The organism is Paenibacillus sp. V4I3 (assembly GCF_030817215.1).
Taxonomy (GTDB): Bacteria; Bacillota; Bacilli; order Paenibacillales; family NBRC-103111; genus Paenibacillus_E.
Genome location: NZ_JAUSZA010000001.1, coordinates 8,029,166 through 8,050,592, shown reverse-complemented (window position 1 = coordinate 8,050,592; position 21,427 = coordinate 8,029,166). Strand labels below are relative to the sequence as shown.

General features: G+C 36.0%; 27 protein-coding genes. 23 read left to right on the top strand and 4 right to left on the bottom strand.

The features are described 5' to 3' along the window. Positions 1 to 154: 154 nt before the first annotated feature. The 7 genes from QFZ77_RS37255 to QFZ77_RS37225 all read left to right on the top strand — a co-directional run bounded on the left by QFZ77_RS37255 (position 155) and on the right by QFZ77_RS37225 (position 7,018). Positions 155 to 2,047, top strand: coding sequence for a hypothetical protein (locus QFZ77_RS37255; protein WP_307448911.1), 1,893 nt, complete (start codon positions 155 to 157; stop codon positions 2,045 to 2,047). Between the two features lie 75 nt (positions 2,048 to 2,122). Then, entirely contained in the window at positions 2,123 to 2,923 is an 801-nt protein-coding gene (locus QFZ77_RS37250; protein ID WP_307448907.1) for a hypothetical protein, read from the top strand. Positions 2,924 to 3,225: 302 nt separating this feature from the next. Continuing rightward, positions 3,226 to 3,399, top strand: a complete 174-nt coding sequence (locus QFZ77_RS37245) for a histidine phosphatase family protein (RefSeq protein WP_373462714.1) — start codon at positions 3,226 to 3,228, stop codon at positions 3,397 to 3,399. Positions 3,400 to 3,521: 122 nt separating this feature from the next. Then, positions 3,522 to 4,589, top strand: a complete 1,068-nt coding sequence (locus QFZ77_RS37240; RefSeq protein ID WP_307448904.1) for a hypothetical protein — start codon at positions 3,522 to 3,524, stop codon at positions 4,587 to 4,589. Between the two features lie 320 nt (positions 4,590 to 4,909). Continuing rightward, positions 4,910 to 5,848, top strand: a complete 939-nt coding sequence (locus QFZ77_RS37235; RefSeq protein WP_307448901.1) for a hypothetical protein — start codon at positions 4,910 to 4,912, stop codon at positions 5,846 to 5,848. Between the two features lie 14 nt (positions 5,849 to 5,862). Then, a complete protein-coding gene (locus QFZ77_RS37230; RefSeq protein ID WP_307448899.1) occupies positions 5,863 to 6,132 on the top strand; it encodes a CD3324 family protein in 270 nt (89 codons plus the stop codon). A gap of 256 nt (positions 6,133 to 6,388) precedes the next feature. Next, the gene (locus tag QFZ77_RS37225) at positions 6,389 to 7,018 is read left to right on the top strand and encodes a hypothetical protein (RefSeq protein WP_307448896.1); all 630 of its coding nucleotides are present in this window, start codon (positions 6,389 to 6,391) and stop codon (positions 7,016 to 7,018) included. 612 nt (positions 7,019 to 7,630) lie between these two features. Here QFZ77_RS37225 and QFZ77_RS37220 read toward each other — a convergent pair. Further along, positions 7,631 to 7,978, bottom strand: a complete 348-nt coding sequence (locus tag QFZ77_RS37220; RefSeq protein WP_307448751.1) for a hypothetical protein — start codon at positions 7,976 to 7,978, stop codon at positions 7,631 to 7,633. 182 nt (positions 7,979 to 8,160) lie between these two features. Between QFZ77_RS37220 and QFZ77_RS37215 the strand changes: the two genes are divergently transcribed. Then, positions 8,161 to 8,433, top strand: a complete 273-nt coding sequence (locus tag QFZ77_RS37215) for a YgiT-type zinc finger protein (protein WP_307448748.1) — start codon at positions 8,161 to 8,163, stop codon at positions 8,431 to 8,433. A 263-nt stretch (positions 8,434 to 8,696) separates the two neighbouring features. Here QFZ77_RS37215 and QFZ77_RS37210 read toward each other — a convergent pair whose 3' ends face one another. Continuing rightward, positions 8,697 to 9,122 (bottom strand): DUF3888 domain-containing protein, encoded by a 426-nt coding sequence (locus QFZ77_RS37210; RefSeq protein ID WP_307448893.1) that lies wholly within the window; start codon positions 9,120 to 9,122, stop codon positions 8,697 to 8,699. 193 nt (positions 9,123 to 9,315) lie between these two features. On the opposite strand from QFZ77_RS37210, the gene QFZ77_RS37205 reads away from it, so the two are divergent. The 9 genes from QFZ77_RS37205 (at position 9,316) to QFZ77_RS38115 (ending at position 16,438) form a co-directional block, all read left to right on the top strand. Then, the gene (locus QFZ77_RS37205) at positions 9,316 to 9,825 is read left to right on the top strand and encodes a hypothetical protein (RefSeq protein WP_307448890.1); all 510 of its coding nucleotides are present in this window, start codon (positions 9,316 to 9,318) and stop codon (positions 9,823 to 9,825) included. Between the two features lie 137 nt (positions 9,826 to 9,962). Further along, a complete protein-coding gene (locus QFZ77_RS37200) occupies positions 9,963 to 10,424 on the top strand; it encodes a hypothetical protein (RefSeq protein ID WP_307448887.1) in 462 nt (153 codons plus the stop codon). 213 nt (positions 10,425 to 10,637) lie between these two features. Continuing rightward, positions 10,638 to 11,717, top strand: coding sequence for a stalk domain-containing protein (locus QFZ77_RS37195; RefSeq protein WP_307448884.1), 1,080 nt, complete (start codon positions 10,638 to 10,640; stop codon positions 11,715 to 11,717). Positions 11,718 to 11,929: 212 nt separating this feature from the next. After that, on the top strand, positions 11,930 to 12,322 hold the full coding sequence (locus tag QFZ77_RS37190) for a hypothetical protein (RefSeq protein ID WP_307448881.1): 393 nt from the start codon (positions 11,930 to 11,932) through the stop codon (positions 12,320 to 12,322). A 256-nt stretch (positions 12,323 to 12,578) separates the two neighbouring features. Continuing rightward, positions 12,579 to 13,301 (top strand): hypothetical protein, encoded by a 723-nt coding sequence (locus tag QFZ77_RS37185; RefSeq protein ID WP_307448875.1) that lies wholly within the window; start codon positions 12,579 to 12,581, stop codon positions 13,299 to 13,301. Between the two features lie 268 nt (positions 13,302 to 13,569). After that, a complete protein-coding gene (locus QFZ77_RS37180) occupies positions 13,570 to 14,094 on the top strand; it encodes a hypothetical protein (protein ID WP_307448872.1) in 525 nt (174 codons plus the stop codon). A gap of 221 nt (positions 14,095 to 14,315) precedes the next feature. Continuing rightward, on the top strand, positions 14,316 to 14,957 hold the full coding sequence (locus tag QFZ77_RS37175) for a hypothetical protein (protein ID WP_307448869.1): 642 nt from the start codon (positions 14,316 to 14,318) through the stop codon (positions 14,955 to 14,957). 485 nt (positions 14,958 to 15,442) lie between these two features. Then, positions 15,443 to 16,093, top strand: coding sequence for a hypothetical protein (locus QFZ77_RS37170; RefSeq protein ID WP_307448866.1), 651 nt, complete (start codon positions 15,443 to 15,445; stop codon positions 16,091 to 16,093). Positions 16,094 to 16,318: 225 nt separating this feature from the next. Then, on the top strand, positions 16,319 to 16,438 hold the full coding sequence (locus tag QFZ77_RS38115; RefSeq protein ID WP_373462713.1) for a hypothetical protein: 120 nt from the start codon (positions 16,319 to 16,321) through the stop codon (positions 16,436 to 16,438). Here QFZ77_RS38115 and QFZ77_RS37165 read toward each other — a convergent pair. Both QFZ77_RS37165 and QFZ77_RS37160 read right to left on the bottom strand, forming a co-directional pair. Then, on the bottom strand, positions 16,396 to 16,830 hold the full coding sequence (locus QFZ77_RS37165) for a hypothetical protein (RefSeq protein WP_307448862.1): 435 nt from the start codon (positions 16,828 to 16,830) through the stop codon (positions 16,396 to 16,398). The genes QFZ77_RS38115 and QFZ77_RS37165 overlap by 43 nt on opposite strands. A gap of 124 nt (positions 16,831 to 16,954) precedes the next feature. After that, positions 16,955 to 17,701, bottom strand: a complete 747-nt coding sequence (locus QFZ77_RS37160; RefSeq protein ID WP_307448861.1) for a hypothetical protein — start codon at positions 17,699 to 17,701, stop codon at positions 16,955 to 16,957. Positions 17,702 to 17,862: 161 nt separating this feature from the next. Between QFZ77_RS37160 and QFZ77_RS37155 the strand changes: the two genes are divergently transcribed. From QFZ77_RS37155 to QFZ77_RS37135, 6 genes are all read left to right on the top strand, one after another. Beyond that, the gene (locus QFZ77_RS37155; protein ID WP_307448858.1) at positions 17,863 to 18,291 is read left to right on the top strand and encodes a DUF3888 domain-containing protein; all 429 of its coding nucleotides are present in this window, start codon (positions 17,863 to 17,865) and stop codon (positions 18,289 to 18,291) included. A 219-nt stretch (positions 18,292 to 18,510) separates the two neighbouring features. Further along, complete coding sequence (gene lepB / locus QFZ77_RS37150) at positions 18,511 to 19,503, top strand: signal peptidase I (protein WP_307448856.1); 993 nt, start codon at positions 18,511 to 18,513, stop codon at positions 19,501 to 19,503. 156 nt (positions 19,504 to 19,659) lie between these two features. Beyond that, the gene (locus QFZ77_RS38110; protein WP_373462712.1) at positions 19,660 to 19,803 is read left to right on the top strand and encodes a DUF3221 domain-containing protein; all 144 of its coding nucleotides are present in this window, start codon (positions 19,660 to 19,662) and stop codon (positions 19,801 to 19,803) included. Positions 19,804 to 19,849: 46 nt separating this feature from the next. Further along, the gene (locus QFZ77_RS37145; RefSeq protein ID WP_307448853.1) at positions 19,850 to 20,020 is read left to right on the top strand and encodes a hypothetical protein; all 171 of its coding nucleotides are present in this window, start codon (positions 19,850 to 19,852) and stop codon (positions 20,018 to 20,020) included. A 402-nt stretch (positions 20,021 to 20,422) separates the two neighbouring features. Continuing rightward, complete coding sequence (locus QFZ77_RS37140; protein WP_307448849.1) at positions 20,423 to 20,653, top strand: hypothetical protein; 231 nt, start codon at positions 20,423 to 20,425, stop codon at positions 20,651 to 20,653. 269 nt (positions 20,654 to 20,922) lie between these two features. After that, positions 20,923 to 21,357 carry an HIT family protein gene (locus QFZ77_RS37135; protein WP_307448846.1) on the top strand — a complete coding sequence of 145 codons (435 nt, stop codon included), beginning with the start codon at positions 20,923 to 20,925 and terminating at the stop codon, positions 21,355 to 21,357. Positions 21,358 to 21,427: the final 70 nt, after the last annotated feature.

The window sequence follows — 21,427 nt, the reverse complement described above, 5'->3', positions numbered from 1 at the left end:
ATGAGATTTATGCGTCTTATTAATGGGATAAACTGTAAATTATGAGGGCTCTTATGAAAAAATGAGTATACGTTATTTTAGTAATAATGACCTTTATGTTTTCATCGGGTGAATCAGTTTCTCCAAAAATATTGAGGAGGAGTGTAAGATAAAAATGGTTGTAAATAAAAAGGCAGCTGCGGTTATTATCGCCATCATCATGGTAAGCGGATTAGGTTGGATTGGCTTTCGATTGGCAAACGAAAGCAAGGGCTCAGTTTCACAAGGCACAACTCAGCAAAGCACTGCTGAACCCAATGATAGTTTTTCAATGAAACCTATACCCTCGGTTGTTGATGGGATAATCGAAGAGGACATTCAATCTATTCGTATCTTTGAAGGATCTATGTCCGATTATACGGCCAAAGAGACCCCTTTCTTTTCAAAGCCTGATGTAGGCATCATGTTTTTTTCGAAAACGATGATGCCTTTGACGCCAGAGGTCATATCCGAACTTCCTAATAGAATCAAGATCATTTCTAAGAATATAAAAAAGGAAGTTCGTTTTTCAGTCGATCCGATAAAATCCGGAGATTCCAACGTAGTTCCGTTGTTGCTGCAATTGATTGATGCTCCTAAAGAGGATCTCCTTATCCATTTCGTTTCTATGGACGGACAAAAAGAGAAAATCGTTACCCTATTTTATACCGAACCGTTCAATTATACAGTTACATCTGAAGATGATCCGGAAATTGCGAAATACGACGCATATTTAGAACAAGGGATGAACACAGTTCGCCATTTACAGCCAGGCAAGTTATATAAGTATCGATTCCAATTTACGCACGATGTGAATCGGGAGAGTGTTCAACACAAGTTGACAGAATACCTCAAAAACAATGCTTTTCAGGGAGTAAGTTTGGACTGGGAGAATGATAGGAGTTTTATTCTTTCTATAGATTTCAGGCATGAGGCAAATGCAGCTCCTGTTGCATTGAGTTTTAACGGCGTTCGCAACACAGCAGGATATACGCTCTCAACCGGTAAACAACATCGTTTTCAACCTGCACCTGCCCAGGCGCTTTATAGAATCAACCTTGCAACTTCAAAGAAGGATAGCTTGTTTGCCTCCTCTATTCATTATAATGAAATTGATGTATCCCCCAATGGGAAGTATGGATTGGCAGCAGAAGTGGGAGATAATGAAATGCATTCGATTTACGCCTATTCTGTAATCGATTTGAATGGAAAAATATTAAAATCATTCGGTATGGACGAGATTCGTCTTGCCAAATGGTCCCCAAATGGCAATGCACTGATCTATTTGCAAAAAAACAATGTGATGCTTTATGACCTCCCTAGCGGTAATACCAAGGTCATTTGGGCAGCTCCAAATCAAGAAAAAAATGCTAGAATCGTCTCCTTAGACAATGATCCTACATCAGAAACGACAGTGATCGGTTGGGGTAAGCACGACGATAATGGCAGATTCACCTATGATCTTTACGTTTTATCAGATTATAGTGACAGCCAACCAAGGAAAATCCAATCCGCGGGCAGCTTTTCTTGTAACGAAGGACCCTGCATTGCCCCTGGTTATCGGATCGTCAAAAAAGACGAAATGTATTACGAAGTTTATGGCGATCAGGAAAACACTCCTAAATGGTCTGCTTACAAAATAGATTTGTCCAGTGGGGAGAAGAAGGAAGAGGACCTAAAACATCTGATTTCGGATGACGATAATAAGCGTATCTTTGAATTATCGAATGGGAAATCGTTATGGATTCAAAAACTACCTGTGAATGGTAAGGAGCAATGGATTCGTTCCGATCCGTTCACAGGCAAACAAACTCCACTCATGGAAACCTCTCTCGGATTATTTAAAGAGTGGATGTCTCTGTATGAAATCGGGGAAGACAAATACTTGATCCATCTTCCTGATCAGAATTGGAAAATCATTGATACAAGAAACAACAAAGTGTCAGAATATGTATTGATTCCAAAGGAAGTCAATCAAGTTCACAAATTAGGGACACAACTATATTTTTTTAGCAACGAAGAGTCATAACTAACCAATTGTAAACAATGGTCAAGTAAATGAAATGATGCAGGAAGTTCAAAAAATCGAGGGCGGCGGACCGAAATGTCAAACAATATTAACCATTTAAGAGTATTTATAAAAAAGATACCCTCCGTGATTTTTCTTTGCCTAGTCTTAACAGCTTGTACCGCTCCAAAACAATCACAAACACCCACCATAAATATAATGCCATCCGCACAACCTGAACCCACAAAAGAAAACACTGTCATTAAGCCTGAGAAAGTAAAAATCGTTCCAGTAGAGTATATGCCTGTAACATTACCTACTATTAGACTATCACCCCTTGGTACGAACGTGGTCAATAAGAAGCTTAAAGAAGTAAAACTACAAGATGCTTCGGTTGTTCTATATAGCAAAGAGAGTGGCGAATCTCAAAACATCTACGCTGGTATTAAAACTGGAGACAAGATTTACGAAATCGAGGGCATCATTGGATATGGAAATCCCGAGGAGACTGAAATTTCTCAAAATTATTTCAACGGCATTTCACTCATTAAAATCCGTGGATCAGAAGGAGCATCCGCCCCAATTACCCACTACATTAAAATTGAAAATGGCTTCCCTATATCATTTATTCAAATGGAAAAATACTGCCAAGAATATGATATCGATAGTGATGGTAAAAAAGAATTGATCACATCCGCTGGAGGAACGATTCCAGAAACTGAAATAATAAAAGTAAACGGCAATAAATTTGAAAGCGTAAATCTTAATCAGGTCATGAATGGTGTAGTGACTTTTGATAATAAGCATCTAGAATTTATTGTATACCAACCCAACAAAAATCCTGAATTTTATAAAATGACCTCTAGAGGAATGGAATATGTGAGCGAGCAGTCGTAACAGATACGATAGTTTAGCGAACTTCACGAATACGTGAAGTTCGTAAATAAGACGTAGGTGAAACCACCAGATGTATGAAACGATGGGATGAGAGAACCCTATGTGCTCCCCCTGCTTTTGCACCCACCTCCCTGTAGATAAATAAAAATGACACTTTCTTTCCAGACAAGGGGAGTATTAGACCGGGAAAATAAGTATTAGACTGGATATGGGCGTTAAGCTAACGGGCAGGATAGTTACAATATATGGTACTATTGCGATAGCAAAAATGGGAAATTGAGCATTCATTGAGGGGGACAGGAATGGCAACCACAGTAGGGCTTATCCGGCACGGTGTGACTGAATTGAATAGTCTTGGTAAGGCTCAAGGAATATCCGATATACCTCTAAGCGAAGAAGGAACAAAGCAAGATATTGCATTAGCTAATAATTTAACATTACTGATAAAATGGAAAGAGAGATACTATACGGTTTGAAGTAAATTAATAAGGTGCAATATGGGAGCAGATATTTTTTTCTGCTCCCATATTGCAATTGAAAACATTGTAAGCTCTATTATCGTCTATTTATATGATTATACATTTGTAGGAGGGATAAGATGAGGATCTACAGGGTAGTCATAATCAAATTGATGTGTTTGATCATCGCTGGATGCACTCAAAATGGAGAAGAGTTAAAAAAAACTGAACCAGATACTTATCAAAATTTACTAAGTGAAAGTTCTGACCCTAACAAAAATAAACTAAAGGAAAGTAATCCGACACCGAAAAATAACGATATAAAAGATGTTATACCTTCGTGTGAAGAAATTCATAAACCACAGATGCCTAATTCTATAAGCGGGAACTTAATTCGAGCATCCGAGGTTAAAGTAGGTGATAAAATCATGGGAGTTACGATACGCTCAATTAATAGATCAATTCCAGGTTATTCTACAGAGAATATGGTGGAAATACAATTTTGTGGAAATCTAGAGGTTGCCGGTAAATTTACTTATTATGCAAATCATGAATACTTCTCCAACAAAATCGCTTTCACCCCAGATCAAAGTTCTATTGACAATATTCCGACTTTGGAAATCGGCACATATGGGAAGCAACCCATTCTAATTCAAGACCCTTCGAATGTAATAAAGGAATCCCTTGGAAATCCAGAAATTAGTGGATCAGCGTCCTTTAAAATTTCTGATTTAACCATTCGTAATGCAGAAGGAACTGAGATATGGAATACGGCAAAGCTTGAGTCTATCTCTAATGTTCATAAATATGCAGTTGCTTTGCTTTCAGACGGAACTGAATTGTATGAAAATCAACCTCCCTTTACATGGTATGGTCATCAAATCCAGGTAATCAATAATGGAACTGGAATAAAGCAAGAATCCCTAATACAAGAACAAATTGAATCGCAGATTAAAATGGGCACGACGGAGGAAGAAATAGACATAATAACAGAAGAGAAAATAAAAATAACGTCTGATTCCGAATATATATTTACGATGGTTAACCATCAACAGAAAGAAAAGTTAATTTTACTTTTACGTAAGAATCATCCTACTGAAAAAAATATTAAAATGATCTATTCTATTGTTATATTGACAGATAGGCCGGAGCAAATAAAAAAAGAATTAGTTAAATTAGCAGATAATTGGAAACCCTCTTCTCGATAATATAGGACTGTAGCAGTCTTGGACTATTATTTTGGGTCGTACTAGGTGTTAAAAGAAAATAAAGACTTAGACTAACGATACGTCATTAAGCTAACGGGCAGGTTTGTGGAGAAGGGATAAGCGAATATCTACCGAAATAATCCAGAAAAAACTTCTGATGCAAAGGAGATTCTTGTGATTGAAATACGTTGGGCTTATTTCTGTTGATGAAGGAACGAGAAGGGTCATCTGTTTGACTTTTTTTATAAAAATCTTCGATATTTTATCCAATGTAATTTCAAGTCATAATAAGAGTATCAAGAATAAAGGGGATGATCAATTTGGTTCAGATAAGGACTGTGAAGGAATGTGATGATTTTGAAGCAATCTATAACTTAATTAACGATACTTTTCAACGAATTTCCGGTGATCAAAAGAGCGTATATGGTGTAAACGGAGAAGTATTAAAAAACCAATATTGTAATCCGAGTTCTTCAAACAAAGGTTTTATTGCTGTTAAAGACAATACAATAGTAGCTTTCATGGGAGTTTTTCCTTCAAATGTAACAAAGAATGGATATATTGAATGTGGATTTTTGGATGGTTCTGAGAGCATACTTGAAGAATTATTGCGTAAGTGCATGTCTGTTATTCAGGAAAGAGACGGGGCTAAAATTTATACATTTGCATCTACCAAGTTCGGGCAAGTTAGAAATAAGGGAATTACTTTATGGGAGAAGCTGGGTTTTACTTCAGATGAATATGCATATATCACAACATTACTTGATTTAAGAAAATGGGAAGAACCTGAAGACTTTGACCTAACTGGAATAGAACCCGCCATAGAAATGAATTATGATAATATTAAGCAAATTCTTATTGAAGATGGGGAAGATGCAATGGTTGAATTATTTCAAAACCAATACTCCCCAAGCAAAAATCCAGATCAAGTAATACTTACACTTAGAGATAAAGTATCCAATGAATTTGCTGGTATCGCTTATTATAGAGTTGTCGTATCCAATAGAGGTTCTGAAAATGAATTCTTAGATGCCACTGCTTTCGGACTTCATATTAGACCCAAGTATCATTTGAATCTAGACGAAATAAGAAGATTTCTGAAAGGTTCCCTAATTTCGATGAAACAATTAAATCTATATCATGTTATTACCCGAATCACTTTGAAAAATTTTGATGTATTTGCAGCGATGGTTACCGAGGGATTCCATAATGAAAACTTAGAAGATGCTAATGTAATCCGTCTTTATATAAGTGTATAAAGGGATTATAAATTATGAAAAAGTATGTAAATGCCAAAGAAGTTTTGCCGGAGAGTTTAATTAAAGAAATACAAAAGTATGTAAAAGGACAGCATATCTATATTCCTCAAACTGAACGGAAAGATTGGGGGACATCAACTGGAATTCGGGATGAAATGGAACAGCGAAATGAGGATATAACAAGGAAATACCATGGAGGGTTAACTATAGCGGAACTGGCTACAATATTCAATTTAAGTGAAGAACGAATTAGAGGGATAATTTACGAAAGACAAAGTGATTAGGGTATGGCTGGGGTGCTGTTGACAAAGACAGCACTTTTATTGCGCTCTAGGGGTTAGAGGCAGTCTTTGTCACGCTAACGGAAACGTTACTTAAATAAACTACAAAATGAGGCTGCCGCTGCGAAAACGAGTGGCAGCCTCATTAAGCTATCGGGCAGTATACTTTCAATAAATTCCCACACGGCTAAACAAAGGATTTTCTATTTTCTAACCGAATAGTGATGACAATTACAACTTAGAAGAGGGGCATCATTGCATGAAAGTAAAATCTGGAATAATTTTTTTTGTAATTCTAATTACTCTATCAATATACTTTTTTAATCCAATGAAAAAACAACCATCCCAAACCAATGCGGTACAAGGTTCATCGACCGCAACTAATCAAGAAATAGCTAATGATGTAAAGAACGATTTTGATCTAAAGCTTTATTCGAACAAAGAGACATATAAATCAAACGAACCGATTAAACTATGGGCAAATTTCAGATACAACGGAAATCAAGAAGATGTAATGATCATACACGGGGGAGACTATATAACTTTTAGCATTAAACAGTTGGATGGATGGTTTGAATCATTTGGGGCTGTGACTCAAGATATTCATACTTCTCAAATAAAGAGGGATATTGTTTATCGGAAAGAATACGTAAAATCAGGAGGTTACTCTACTGATGATCCTAATAGAGCTTTTTATGAAAAGTTTTATAAGGAAAAAGATTTACTTCTTCCCAAAGGCACTTATAAAATAACGGCTAATGTTAACTTTAACTTAGGTGATCTAGTAAATGTGGATATAAAGGATAGTAAAGACGTACCAGGCTATGGTATTAAAGAAGGGAAGGATTTTTTTATACAATCTGAATTAACCATCAATGTACTGTATTAAATTTGATGATATTAGTTCCCCAATAATAAAATGTTCATTGCGCTAACGAAGAACAATAGTTGAGGATTAACGGCGGAAACAGCAGTGAAACGTGTGGTCTAAATCCATACGTTTTTCGTTCGATAAAAGTAAATTATATCCATATAAGAAAAGTTTATGAACCTATAAAAAAAGCCCCTTATCAGGGCCGGTGTGACTTGAACTATTTCTTTGCATTAAGTTCTTAATTTGAAGCATTTGCTTGCTGTTAGTAAAACTGTAAAGTAGAAAATTCGACTTCACTCAAGTTGGGGATAGAAAGCGTTTTGAGATGACGATAGATATACAAAGAATATAGCTGTAGACTGGCTAGATTCTCTTTTGGAGGCGAACAAGTGTTGTAATGATCGGGAACATCAACGTGTAAGCGAAGGCAGCCAGATATGTGCCGCAATACACACACGCTTCAGATGCGCAGGTTATTACGGCCACGATCGGCAGCCAACAACGAACTCAGCTATTGCGCTCAGTCTATAATTGTATTTACAATTAACGCAAACATAACTAATAAGCTGACGTCCCATCAAGTCGGAACACCAGCTTATTAGTTATTCTTGAGTTATGTTATACCCACTAGTTTCTATAATCCTTCCACTTCTTTTTCCAATAGGGAGCAGGATTCCTCATTACGAAGTTAAATACTACCATCGCTACAGCATAAATACCTTCGGCAACAAGTAGCCCATTATCTGACACTTTACCTATTAGCATGCCTAATACTAACGCACCCAATAGGCATTGGCCTACCAAAACTCCCAAAGCTTGTCTCCGACTTTCAAGCCGCTTGACCAGAAAAATGTAACTAAGAATTAATGGAGAAAAGATCCCGATCACAAGGCCAAATACGCCGGTCAGTGCAATAATCGCTGGGAAACCAAATAGGAATACTAACATAGCAAATAACTTTAGACCGCCCTTCATCTCACCACACCTCTCGTATCTTAATAAGAATTACGTACACTACTACCACTATAACAACATCATATACAATAATTTATCGGTTAGATTAGTCGTCATATTAATACAGTATTTGGATAATTACTAAACCTTTTGTGAAATATCAAACCCATGATAAAATAAAGGTTATAGGAGGGGATGCTTGTATGTCTCACTGTGACCGGTGTAAAGGAGAAAATATACATATAACTACTTCAACAGAACGTCCATTTAAGAGGGGCACATTAGTTGTTACTGATGTTCCCGTTCAAAAATGTGATTGTGATGAACAGATTTTAATTGGTGATGGCGCATTGGTAGCGGGTTACGCAAGGCATTTGGTCAAGATGAAAATCATTGGTCAAGTCCACGTCTCTTTGAAAGATCTAAAGCAGAATTTTACACTTCAAGATTTCCTGCCAAAAGTAACCACCACTTAGTCTCGAAGGTGTTAGCAGGTTAATACGAAGATGTTATATTCTGAGTTCTACTTCTTGAAGGTGAGAGTAGCAGTAATCAAACAGAACTGCTAACCATAACGTCTCAAGATTCAACTAACGCAGAACTATAGTTGAACAAACGTAATAAGGCTGCCGCGTGCAGCCTTTTGTTAACGGGCCATTTAGTGCAGTTGAACAATAAATTGTAGATGGCAAATAACACACAGTACCAGCCAATTTAGCTTTTGCTGTGTGTTATTCGACTACCGCAAGATATCCTTCAAATCTGGAGGCAATTCATATGTCGTTAAATGGGTGAACTTTATCAATTTAACAGATGGTCCAAAAGATAATTGGTATTCAATTCGATCTTTCCCAACGAGCACATGTTGTCCCACAGTAGGTTCTACTTCAATTATTAATGAAAAATCAAAACCTCGAAAACCAGTGACTCTTTTAGCTTGTATGACATCAATCCGCCACGGCTCAATAATCGGATTGAATTTTAATGACGATTTATAATATTCACTCACATCTTTATAAATATATGGTGTTAAAAATACCATTAGCATATCCTGCAACTTAAGCTGTGTTGAGTCTTGGGTTGGTTTGGTTGCTAATACGGTTTTATTTTGAATAGGAATAATAAGTGTGATGGCTAGAATAAGAGCGATAATTGATTTTCTCATTACTTACACCTCATCTACATGGGATTACCATTACTTTTCCCTGTTGGGTTGTTTTTGATTAATAAGGCTTCTTGCTAAACTAACTGGCAGATTTGCGTAGTCGATCATCAAAAATTTTAATTGTTTTTGGATCGAACAAAGAGGAAAATATTGGAGGGATACAAAATAACTTTAACAACTGGGGGTTACTGATTTGCAGAGAGTAAGCAGAATTATAATGATGCTCTTCATTTCAATATTGACAGTCATATCCATACTGGTTGTCAGTGAGAACTACAAATTAAAAGAACGAGTGGATTCTGTAAAGCATACTTTAACACTTTCTCAAATACAATGGGATCTTGTCCAATTAGAGGGGGCTATAGCTAATCAGATAGAGACTCAGTGGATGCAACCTTCACATGTGAGTGAGAAGGTCGGTGATGTTCTGCAAGATATCATGGTAATTTTGGAAGTAAACTCAGGTATTAGCGTTTTATCTGAACAAGAAAAAGATTATTTGAACAGACTCTATCATAGCCTAAATGATTATCTAAATGATAATATGGTTGAACCGTTGAACGAACTAAGCCAGTCCGAAATAGATAAACTTATTCAATTAAGAAAAGCATTACGAGATGTGGAATGGGGGGTTGGATTTTCGAACTCAGGACATTGGGATTCTTTTATTGAAAAAATAATAAAATTATTACCCCAAATTTGAATATTTGGATTCCGTTAACGGACACGTTAGTGCAACAAACGAACGGCAACCTGTTGAACTGGAGAGAGGATATTTTATTCAATAGAAATTAATTCTTCTATATAATGGTTTCATAAGGTTAAAGGTGGGGATAATTAATGAAAATAGATATAGCAGAAAGACTTAGCTCTTGGGGCGTCAGTCAGATTGACCCAGGGAAATCCTTAAATTTAATTGAACGATATATTGATTCTTTTGTAGATACAAACTCTGCGTATTATAAGAACACTTACTCACAAAATGTCCAAGGCGTATATTTATGGGATACACTAAAAGCGGATTATAAATTGTGTAAACTACAGGGTATTAGTTTTAAAGATGTTAGTAAATCGGTCTACTTCTTTTGGGAGGACGTTGTTCCATGTTTACGATACGATCTCGACATCGCCCATATCTATAATTCAGAGATAGCTACTTTACTCAAACACATACCCAGTTTACCCTCAGATTTATATATTTTTGACGATACATATTCCTGGACATTCATTCGAACTCACTTTGAGTTTAATGAAATTGGCGATAATTGTAAGATAGTTGATCCACTAAAAATCATTGCTTAACTTTTTCATAGGCAAACTGGCAGGATAATACGCTAACGGGACACGTTTGTTGAATAATAACATTAATGAGCAGGTGCTGAGGCGACCTGCTCATTTTATTGAACTTAAGAGCAGTTTAATTGAAATAATCTGTGTAAGAAAGCTATAAAATGGAAACATATTCCTTGTTCGCTTCGTCTGATTTATTAGAACAACAATGGGAGTTGAGGAATTTTGAAAAAGTTTGTTTTAGGTCTAATATGTGGAATTGGTTTAGCTGTGACAACTGGCGTTTATGCCTCAGACACGATTCAAGCGTACTTGTTTCCTGCCAAATTTATATTTAATGGCGAAACCAAAGAGTTGGATACGAAAGAATATGTTGTGTTAAATCATAACGGTCATGCATATGTACCGGTTCGTTTCGTAGCTGAGAATATGGGGGCGTTAGTCAAATATGAGGAAGCCACAAAGACTATTCAAATTAAAGAAACTTCGTTGAGCAAGAAGTTACAGCTAAACAAAGAATTTCTTAGTTCAGTAGCACAAGGAAAGTTCCCCGGAATTGAATTCGGAATAGGGGCTGCAAAAAAGGATGTGTTTGAAACATGGGGAGAACCAGAAAGAACAGAAAAAAGACAAACCCAGTTTGATGCATGGTTTGATTACGATTACTTTTTCTCTGGTCCGAATCAAACCGTAGGAGCAATAGGAGTAAGTGGAGAAACCATCAAATACTCCGTACAGGAAGTCAAAAATGCGTTAGGTCAGCCTGTTTATGACGGACCCAATAATGTGGAAGAGGGCTGGGGATTATCATACAAAGTAGGAGAATATGTTTTGTTCTTTGCTGCCGATAAGAAGGATGGAACCATCAACTATATGACATTTAAGAAACAAAGCGAGAACAATAAAGAAACAGACTACGATTTTTCTACTTGGAATGAGAAGAAGTTATACGATTTTATGAATGAAGTTTTAGAATATACAAATCAAATTGAAATGAAAATCTATCCATCCAGAGAGGAAATTATTACTAAGTATCAAGCTTATTTCACCCCAAAACTAAGTGTGAAAATAGTTGATTCATTATTCGTTAAGACGGACGATGGTTGGAAAGTTCCCGTTGGAGATGGTGGTTACAATTTTACGATCCCTGTGAAAGGGGAATATGAACACAGTGATGTTGTAATTGAAATTCAGGAGAAGTTTATTAGTCTAAAGGCAACTTACGAGATTGGGATGTATTCATTAATTCAATACACTATCCAATTTGATAGTAAACCGATTATTACTGAATGGATAACGCAATGAAGTAAGTTAAATGATTGATTTAAGCATCGCATCGACGGTATGATATTCACATTACTTTTTTTCAGCGGGACCGCAGGCCTAATTCCGCTAACGGAAAACGTTAGTGTAGGAGCTGCCTTGTAGTAATGCAACATGTTTTCATTCATGAGTATTAAAAGTGGTATTCACTCCATACACATAATCAATGAGACTCTGTATGGAAGGATAAAAAAATGAAAATCGTACTTTACGCCATAATCGCAATTATCTTCGTTATAATAGCTTGCAGTAACTCATTTAGCGAATCTGATGCTGTGAAAATTACTTTATTAAAGATTCATGAATTAAACGAACCTCATTTAAATGTGGATTTCCCCAAACGAACTGGATCTAAGACAATGAAGGTTCCGATAGGTGGAATGTACGGAAATAAAACCATTTTAAAGTTAACCACCCATGTTGAAATGATTGATAAACAAACATATGAAGTTACGCTTATCAAAGATTGGAATTACAAGGTGAATGATATAATAGTGCTTAGTTATTGGAAGTTTAGAGTTAATGAAAGTAATGTCATATTGTTAATGAAAGATGATAAGGATGATTTAATGGCGATAATTGGATAATATTAAACTATTTTAGAGGCCATTTTATCACCAATATGATTAAAATAACCGGAAACAACATTGAAGGGGCTGGCTTCGCGGCAGCTCTTCTTTGTGTATTAAAGTAACGGGCAGTATAGCGCAATAACTTGATTATCTGAGTGAATATATAAAAAGGAAATAAGTGGATATTTCTCGAATACATTAATTAACAGTTAATAATGCAGTTCTTCTGAAGCCCGTGAAATTGATGCAACACAAGAAACGGAGATCTAAAATGAAAAAATCGGTTACTTCCATTGTTTTCCTTATAGTAATCCTTACAGGTTGTTTTAACAATAATTCTAACAACCAAGAAATTTCGAAATTAAATGATCAATTACAGCAAAAACAAGAAGAACTTAAAAAACAACAGGAAGCATTAAAAATATATCAAGAAGAAATCTCTAAATATAAAGAGATGGTGAAAACAAAAGATGTTGAAAACCAGATAATTGCCAGAAGAGATTTTAATGATGAAATTCCTGTTGAGATGGAAGTGTATAGGAATACAATAACCTCTTTTTCAAATAATGAGGCTCGTGTTGGTGTATCACTTTCAAAAGCAATGGTAATTGCAAATCACCTACGGATTAATTTTACTTACAAAAAAAATGACATAAATGAATCTGATGACTCTTTCAACCAAAAGCTAATAAATAAGAAAATTGGTTTAAATGAAACAATGAACGGTAATTTTAATTATTTTTTGCAATTAACTTTTGATAATCCAGTGGATTGGTTAATGACAACTCCTAATGGAGATGAACATTTTAAAACATTAGAGGTATGGTTTATTATTCAAGATAATGGAAATCCATCATTTTACATTAAAGATGAGAGTCAAAAATTTATTAGATACGATTGTGAGCCTGGTTTCAATTATGACTGGAAGTTATGGGTTAAGACACTTTTTGATTACGACTTTAATTTGTATCGCTCAATAGGAGAAGTTCCGTAATTCATAGAATTCATAGATGGCATCAACTTAACACCGTATTCCTGCATCGGTCGCATATGCTCCCTCGATCCGTGAAAATCCTCTCGGGCATCAAGAGGTATTTCGGGAAAGATTAATTCTATACAACTATGATGCTTAGTCCGTCGGACCGTAGTTGAACGTTAAGCGGGCATAATTCTGGAACGATTTCCATTTTATTACGTCTAATTAATAAGTAACTCAGAAGAGAGTAGGCGTGTGGTTATCAACTACGATTGGAGTCGTTCAAGTGAAAAAACTGTTATTTATAGTGACGATGGTATTTATTTTTGGATGTTCACATTCAAATGAAAAACCAAGTGTAGCACCAACGCGGAATCATTCCTCACCTATAGAGAGTGCAGGGATACAGGGTGAAGTTGAATCGCCTATTTTAAAAATGATTAACGTTTCTCTATATTCCACTAAGCATCCTGAAAAAGCACAACCTATGTTAGTTAAGGTGATTTCTGAACCGAATGAAATCAAGGAATACGTTTCAAAGCTAATAAAGAATGAAGTGGTAGAGTTATCTATTGGTGATGTCATAGAAGTGTACTATTTACAGCTAGAATACTTAAAAAGTGGAGTATCTGAATATAAAGATATCTTGTATGCAAAGACCTCAAGGAATAAAACTTACTTTAAGGAATTTAAAATGAGCGCAGAAAATAACTTTGATAAATTTGACGATAAATTAAAAGATAAACTTCTACAAACCGAAACCATAGGAAATAAAGATTGGTATCTCATGTCTAGCCAATTACCGATATAATCATAAGGGATTACTTTTATAATTTAAGAATTGAATAATTCCTCTATTGAGAGAGGAGTCGCTCAACTAACGCAGAACGATAGCTCAATAAACACGAAGAAAATGCAGCCGAAATACTGGCTGCCTTTCTCAGCTAAAGGGCAGTTTAATAACATACTAGGAAAATGGTTAGAATAACCAAGAAATAAAACTATCTTTGTTAACAGAGTGGAGCGTTGTTGTTGAAACAGAGAGTTATTTATGGTCTTGTCGGTGTTTTGTGCATTTCGGTTATAGCAAGTGTTGTAATGATGAAAGAGACAGATAAACCAATCCTACCTATCCATCATATAGAAAGCTTTGGTAGTCTAGGATATGAAATTAAACTAGATAAAAACCAATTTGGTTTAGATGAAGTAATCGAGGTAGACGCTAAGTTGACAAATGAAGGGAAGGAGACGTTCACATATCAATCTGGAAGTTCTAGCTGTCCTACACATATCGACATTCGAATTGTTAATAAAAATAAGAAGACTGGGCTGGTGATGAGGTCAGAGAAAAGGAGCTGTACCTTTGACGACAGTATTACGCAATTAGCTCCTGCTCAAACCGTTGAGAACAAGTATCTTTCAATTCCAGGGAACACCAGTGATTTTAGTTTTAAACCTGTGTCCGCTGGTACTTATTATGTGGAGGTTTATTTGCCCCCAGAGGGGGGATTTGGAACAGAGAGAAAATGGAAGCTTGTAAGTAAAATACCGATTACTTTGCAACGTAAGGATGTTAAACTAACGCAGAACTATAGCTTAAAACAGACTACAACGAGGCAGCTGTCAACCGGCTGCCTTTTCCCCGAGGGACGAGCAGTAATGTTGAGTAATTAAAAAGATTAACTTATGGACACGGGATGAGTTATTATGTAAGTATTCTAAGCTATATGGATTGATTAGCAACCAGTCGTGATGATAATGTTAGTTGAAATTGATGGCTATTTTCACCGAGTTCATATTACAGGTACCAAGTTCAATAAACAGGAATTAAAACAAAAGTATTTACAAGCAAAAAGGCTGACTTCTAATATTAGAGATTTACCTGATGTATTTTGCAAACGACATAGTTTTGAGCAAATACCTTTTGATAATGATGAAGTGGTTGATTTCGTAATTGATACTGATACGGATAGGATATACAAACCCATTTATTGAACTAACGAAAACTATGGTTCAACAAAAATAAGAAGCAGTTCTGCCGCGGCTGCTGTTCCTTATTTCATAAAGTTACGATAGGGCCTAACAATCCTGTGTTAATTTCGTAGGTTGTATACTACAATATAACTACTGAATGTAATACATTGGGGGTTTTTAGAGCAATGGAGAATCAATTGGAGTTATTAAAACCAGAACAAATAAAGATTAAGAGGAATAAGAAAGTTATAGTATTAAATATCGTATCAGCTTCATTGATTGTAGCATTATCTACTTCCACCCTGCTCTTATCCAATAAATTTACGAAGTTAGAGAAATCATTTTCGGATATGAACAACAAATACTTAGAACTAGAAAATAAAATTAGCGATGTTTCTTCTAAATTACCAACTGTAGATTTAACAAAAATTGATAGCAGAATTGAATCGCTTGATCGCAGGATTTATTTTATGAACATGCAGCACAATATCGAAGGTGGACTCGTTACTGAAGATTTTATTGTGCAACATGCAATAATTTCTGTTTTACCCTCTCTTAAGGATGGTCAAAGTGGAATTCTTCACTCTTCAATTGATTTGGATACTCAACCTGTAACATCTTCTAAATATAAAGGACAGGGTAAATTCACCGTTCCAGATAGAGAATTGAAATCAATGCTACAAGATGTTATTGATAAGATTCAAAAACGTTACGATGGAAGTGATCAATTATTCAAAGGATTACCTCAATGGAAAGATGGAACAGTTTATCTAACTATTAAAAATTATGAAATAGGTACATATAAGAATGGTGAAATCAAGCTTAAGGGCGAGTAAAGCAATAAGTATTTTCAGGCTGTTTTATAATCTCGCTACTTTTCGTATTGAATCTAAGATATTACATGATTATGATGGAATTGTTTGGGATATTGATCAATGGTCAGTTTTGAACAAAAAAATGTAAAATAGAGGAACTAAATAATACCTTTTCGTTACACTAACGAGGAACGATAGTTAAATACCGAGATGGTTGCCCCATAGAAGCCGCCTATACATAGGAATATGGGTGTAGGTTGGAAGCTTATGCAGCATGCCATTGACTTAGCTATTGAGAACAAAACGACCCGATTACAGCTTTTTCATTGTTTTTGGGATATGAGGTCTTGCTTCCAACCCATATGAATCCAATCATTGAGTTCAGGAGCAAGCACTCGAAACACTTCAGGAGTTGTTGTAACTTCAACTATTTCTTTTCCATGTATTGCTGGGGATATTTTGATAAATTTACCGTTGGTTAATTTTACTGATAAATAATTTGGTGGTATTGATTTTGAAGGGAAACTTTCCTTATATCCTAATACCTTGGATTTGCTTAACCAAACTAGAATTTTTTCAATAATTTCTTTATCTCTTTTCTCAGCTGGATTGAGTGGCGGAATTTGAATGGATTCAAGGGGTATAACATACTGAACAGAATCAATGTCATTTATCATTGGCATAGTAATATCTTTAGAAGCAGAGCATCCAGATAAAATCATCATTGTCAAAAGAAACATTATGAAAAATCTTCTCATATCATTCACCCTTTACATTTATTTAATGAAAGAACACTCAAACATTTTCCTTAGGTTAATCTATAATATACAACTTCAACATCTTGGATTATGGATCTGCTGAAGTAACTGGTTGGAGCGCCTATTATCCTTTTCGTTCTTTTGCTTTTAGTTTTTGTTTTAACCAAAAATCTGGTGGTTCGTAAGCAATGATTGAATAATCAAGTTCATGACCTAAAGCAGTTGCTAATTGAATAAGCAACGATTTCCTTAAATCAGTAGGATGTATATCACCTGTTTTAACGGTCAAGACTTGCACACCATTTCTATTGGGAGTGCCAGCGACAACCACTTGGTTTCCTTTTGTATAAACATCGGTGACTGTCGTTTGAAAAACAACAATATATAAATCAAGAGCAGTGTCATTCTGAAACATAGGAAAATTAATACCTACGTTTTGTTTGAAGTTTAACTCACCTGAAATTCCAATGTCGTAAGTGGTAAATAACCGATGGAGTGCGTATTGTATTCGCATTGGGATGTAACTCCATCTGCCCCCCCAATATGTACTGTGCCAATGTTCTTCATATACAGGTCTTTTATAGTTAGGGTCATTCATTATTATGTTGAATGGAATTTTTGTTCCTTTATCTATTACTTCAGAAATAGGAATCGTGTCGGTGGGATAGTATTTTTTGGCTTCTGCTTCTTCTTGTGGTTCAACAATTGTAATTGGTTTAGGTGGCTCAAGCTGTTCTAAACGTCTTTCTAACTCTTCAACCTGCTGATCGGAGTTACCTATTTGGGGACTTGATAATTCTTGCGCATAACAGGTTGTATAGGAAACGGAGAAAGCAAATAACATGAAGAGAGTTATACTTATTTTTGACATATCCAACACCTCATGGATATGTTGCTTCTTTACAAGCAAATTTATGTAAAAAATTCCCTTGAACTTACGGGAAACGATAGTGAAAGAGCTTGCCTCTTTTGTTTATTAAATTATCGGGCAGGATAGTTCAATAACCGAATGGGTAAAATAACCAAAATTTAATGGAGGTTTTTCTTATGTGGTGGAGAGGTATACTGCCTTGTACAATCTTGATTCTCGGATTATTGGTATGGATACAGCCAACTTACGCTAGATCAAACTCAAACCAAAATGAGCGGCTCATTCTTACTCTGTTAGCTCCCAAAATACAAGAGCAAATAAACGAGTTTTACAAAGAAAGGCTCACTGTATCGCCTACGTTTTCTCCGCTTCTTGGTCCTGTGGACCTAGTGGTCGAGTATTTTAATTCTCATATTATAGTTAACTTAACGATGACACCTTATGTTGGACCTCATCTTGATGTTGGGATTGACGCCATAAAATTTCGAATAGACAATAGCGGGACGGTTGAAGTCTTAGAGTATAAGCATATTAAAGACTATGAGTTGCTCCCTAATTGGAAGCACATTATTAAGACATCTTTTAACTAACGCAGAACGATAGTTCAATTACGGAAATGAGGCTGCCGCGCACAGCCTTCTTTCGCTAGACAATCACCACTAAAGAATCACAGAAAAAAAGCTAAATGCCGACGCAGTTAGTTTTTTTTCTGTGATTCTTCCAATTTTTCCGACAATTCACAAAAATGTTCCATTTCATTGATCTCGTCTTGTAGGATGGAGGATAAACTAATAAAAGGAGGGATCATTATGCGGAGATTATATATATTATGCTTGATGCTGGTCGCTTTAATAGGCTGCTCAGAAAAAGTTGTTACCGATACTGACACAGTTCCGACTATTCAAAGAGTTCCGGTCCATCCGGATTATAAGATATATTACCATCGTTCAGATAACATGGATCGTGGGCATCATGATTATTATTACGAGGAGCTCGTAGTTGATCCAGCTTATTATAACAATCATGATGTAAAACGGGGAGACGTTGTATATTTAGAGGGCGTAAGAGAAAACAGTAAGCTCCCTGAGTTTGATATTTCAAGAGTTATAGCGCTTCCAGGTGAACAGGTAAGCATTAATGCCGGTCAGTTATATATTAATGGCAAAAAACTTGATACGTTCTATGGAAAAGCACATCGTTTAGGTAACGATACCGAGGAATTAAAACAATTCATGAATAATGAACCAAACAACAGCAATGTGAAAAATGCCTTGGATTTCTTACAAAGCATAAATATAGATGAGATTAAGGTACCCAAAGACCACATATATCTAATTGGTGATGATTGGTTTCGAAGTGTAGACAGTCGGATGTTCGGTTCCACTGAAACGAATAAAATCAAGGGTAAGGTTCTCGGATATATAGAGAAACATAAATGGGAAGCTAGTCCCACCTTTGAAATAGCTTCAGAAGGGCAAAAGGAATCTACCAGACTTCGCGGGGAAATAGGTAAGTTAGCTATTGTTGATATTTCATTAACTGCAGGCAAACCTTATCAAAACTTTTGGTTCTTTTGGGGGAAGTCCGATGATTTACGGGGCGAATTCAAAGTGATCGCTGTAAAAAAGGGTGAAGAACAACGCAGGACTGTTTTTTTTGCGGGTGGCTTAAGCGGTACATTTAGATCCGCCGATGCATCTGTTCCGCCTTCGAATATGACCATTCCTACCCCAGGTTTATGGAGGTTGGAGGCATACATTGGGGATAGGTATTTTGGTAGTATTGTAGTTGATGTAAATTAAGCTTATACATTAACAAGTAGATATTTTTTTAATCCATCAACAAGCAGGAAGCTAAGGACGCTTACTCATTTTTTTCAAGTAACGGGAGCAGCAGCCCTTCACTCAACGGGCAAAATAGTTAAGTAAGGGACTTCCTTTATTTGTGATGGAAAAATAGTGGTAAAGGATAGTAAACAGTTACAGGTATTTAGCGACTTATCCATTGGTCAACAGGTAAAGGCATGGTCAGTGGGTATTACCTTTCTAAGTTACCCTGGTCAAGCTTCAGTGGTGAAAATTGAAATACAATCAATTAAGTAAATAAAAGATGGATTTCATGAGAAGTTCAATTTGAAGGAGGTTTAATTTGAGTACCATTTGGCATGAATCAAACTGTAAACAAGACTCCATGATTTTTGATACTCTTTGGGAGGCAGAAGAATGGGGGCATTCTATAAGCAATGACATAAATATGGGTGCGTTTGATGGATATACAACTCCTGACGAGAAAGCCGCATATGTGTTACTTTTTACTTAGCTAACATAGACCGATTCCATGCTCATGCTGACAAAGTTTAGTCTGAAGGCAAATTTATATATAAGGTATGGGTCACTCGAAGAACTTGAAATCAGGGTTCATATAAAAGAGAAGTTCCATATACATAGTATGTCGCGGTGCAACACCATCAAGCATCATTATTAGATGGTGCTTTTTTATGCCCATCATACTCGCCACAGCTTAACGGGCAGGTTAACGTGGAAGTTACTGGTAGAAATCTAATGCGCGCTTAGATTATTTTTGGTGTTGTAGATGAGTACATCTTGTATAATAATTAGCGTAATGATGTGAAAATACCATTTGAAAATTTTCAAGGTTGGTAGAGCTGAAACGTAAGATATATTGGAATAATTCTGAACTGAACAAATAAAGGGGATAAAAATGAACCAAGAGGATGTCAAGCAACGTATTAAAGATTACCAGCAGGCAGATGGAGTGCACCCTCTTATTTGCGAACTCAATAGTAAACACGAGAAATTATACCCTAAGGTTCTTGAACAAGGATTGGTTCTTCTTTGTCCTAATTGCAATTACACTCAGACGTACATCCCCGATCTTTTCTTCGATGATGGTTTTTATGAGTGGTTGCGGGGTATGAAGAGATTGATTTAGGAGAAGATGACAACACAAACATTAGTGCTTACAAATCCCCGTTAATCGGGGTTTTTCTATTTCAAAGCACCTATGTTTGTGTCGCGAGTCAACGAAACAAGCATAGGTACATAATCGTTTTGCGACACAAACTTATACGCATAATCGCGGTGAAATTAAACACTGATATGTAATGAATTTTTTCACAATACCATTAAAGTAACGGGCAGGAGAGTTAGAAATACTGACGAATATAGAATTGGGAATGTGAGATATAGGAGGACTAGAAAATGCCGAATAGTAAGTGTTTAGGATGTCAACTAGCAAATAAAAGAATTGAAACAAACACTGTTTATGAGAACGATTACGTTACTTGCATAATGGATATCGCACCATTAAATGAAGGGCATATTCTCATACTTCCTAAACTACATTACCACGATGTCGATGACTTGGACGAAATTACTGCCAATGAGATTATGAAGACATCCGTATTACTGACAAGGTTGCTAAAAAAGGCACAATTCCAACCTGATGGGATAACCGTCATTCAAAATAATGGTAAATTCAATGATTTATCACATTATCATATGCATGTCTTCCCACGCTATGAGTCCGATGGTTTTGCTTGGGTCGAGCCAATCGACACTACAGATGCCAAGGGGCGTTTAAACGAAACAAGAGAGAAATTGGTGAAATTAATTAACGAACAGTTATTACGCTAACGGGAAACGATAGCTCAATAGACATCAGGAGAAGGCTGCCGACAGCATAGGGGCCTGTTGACAAAAGGGG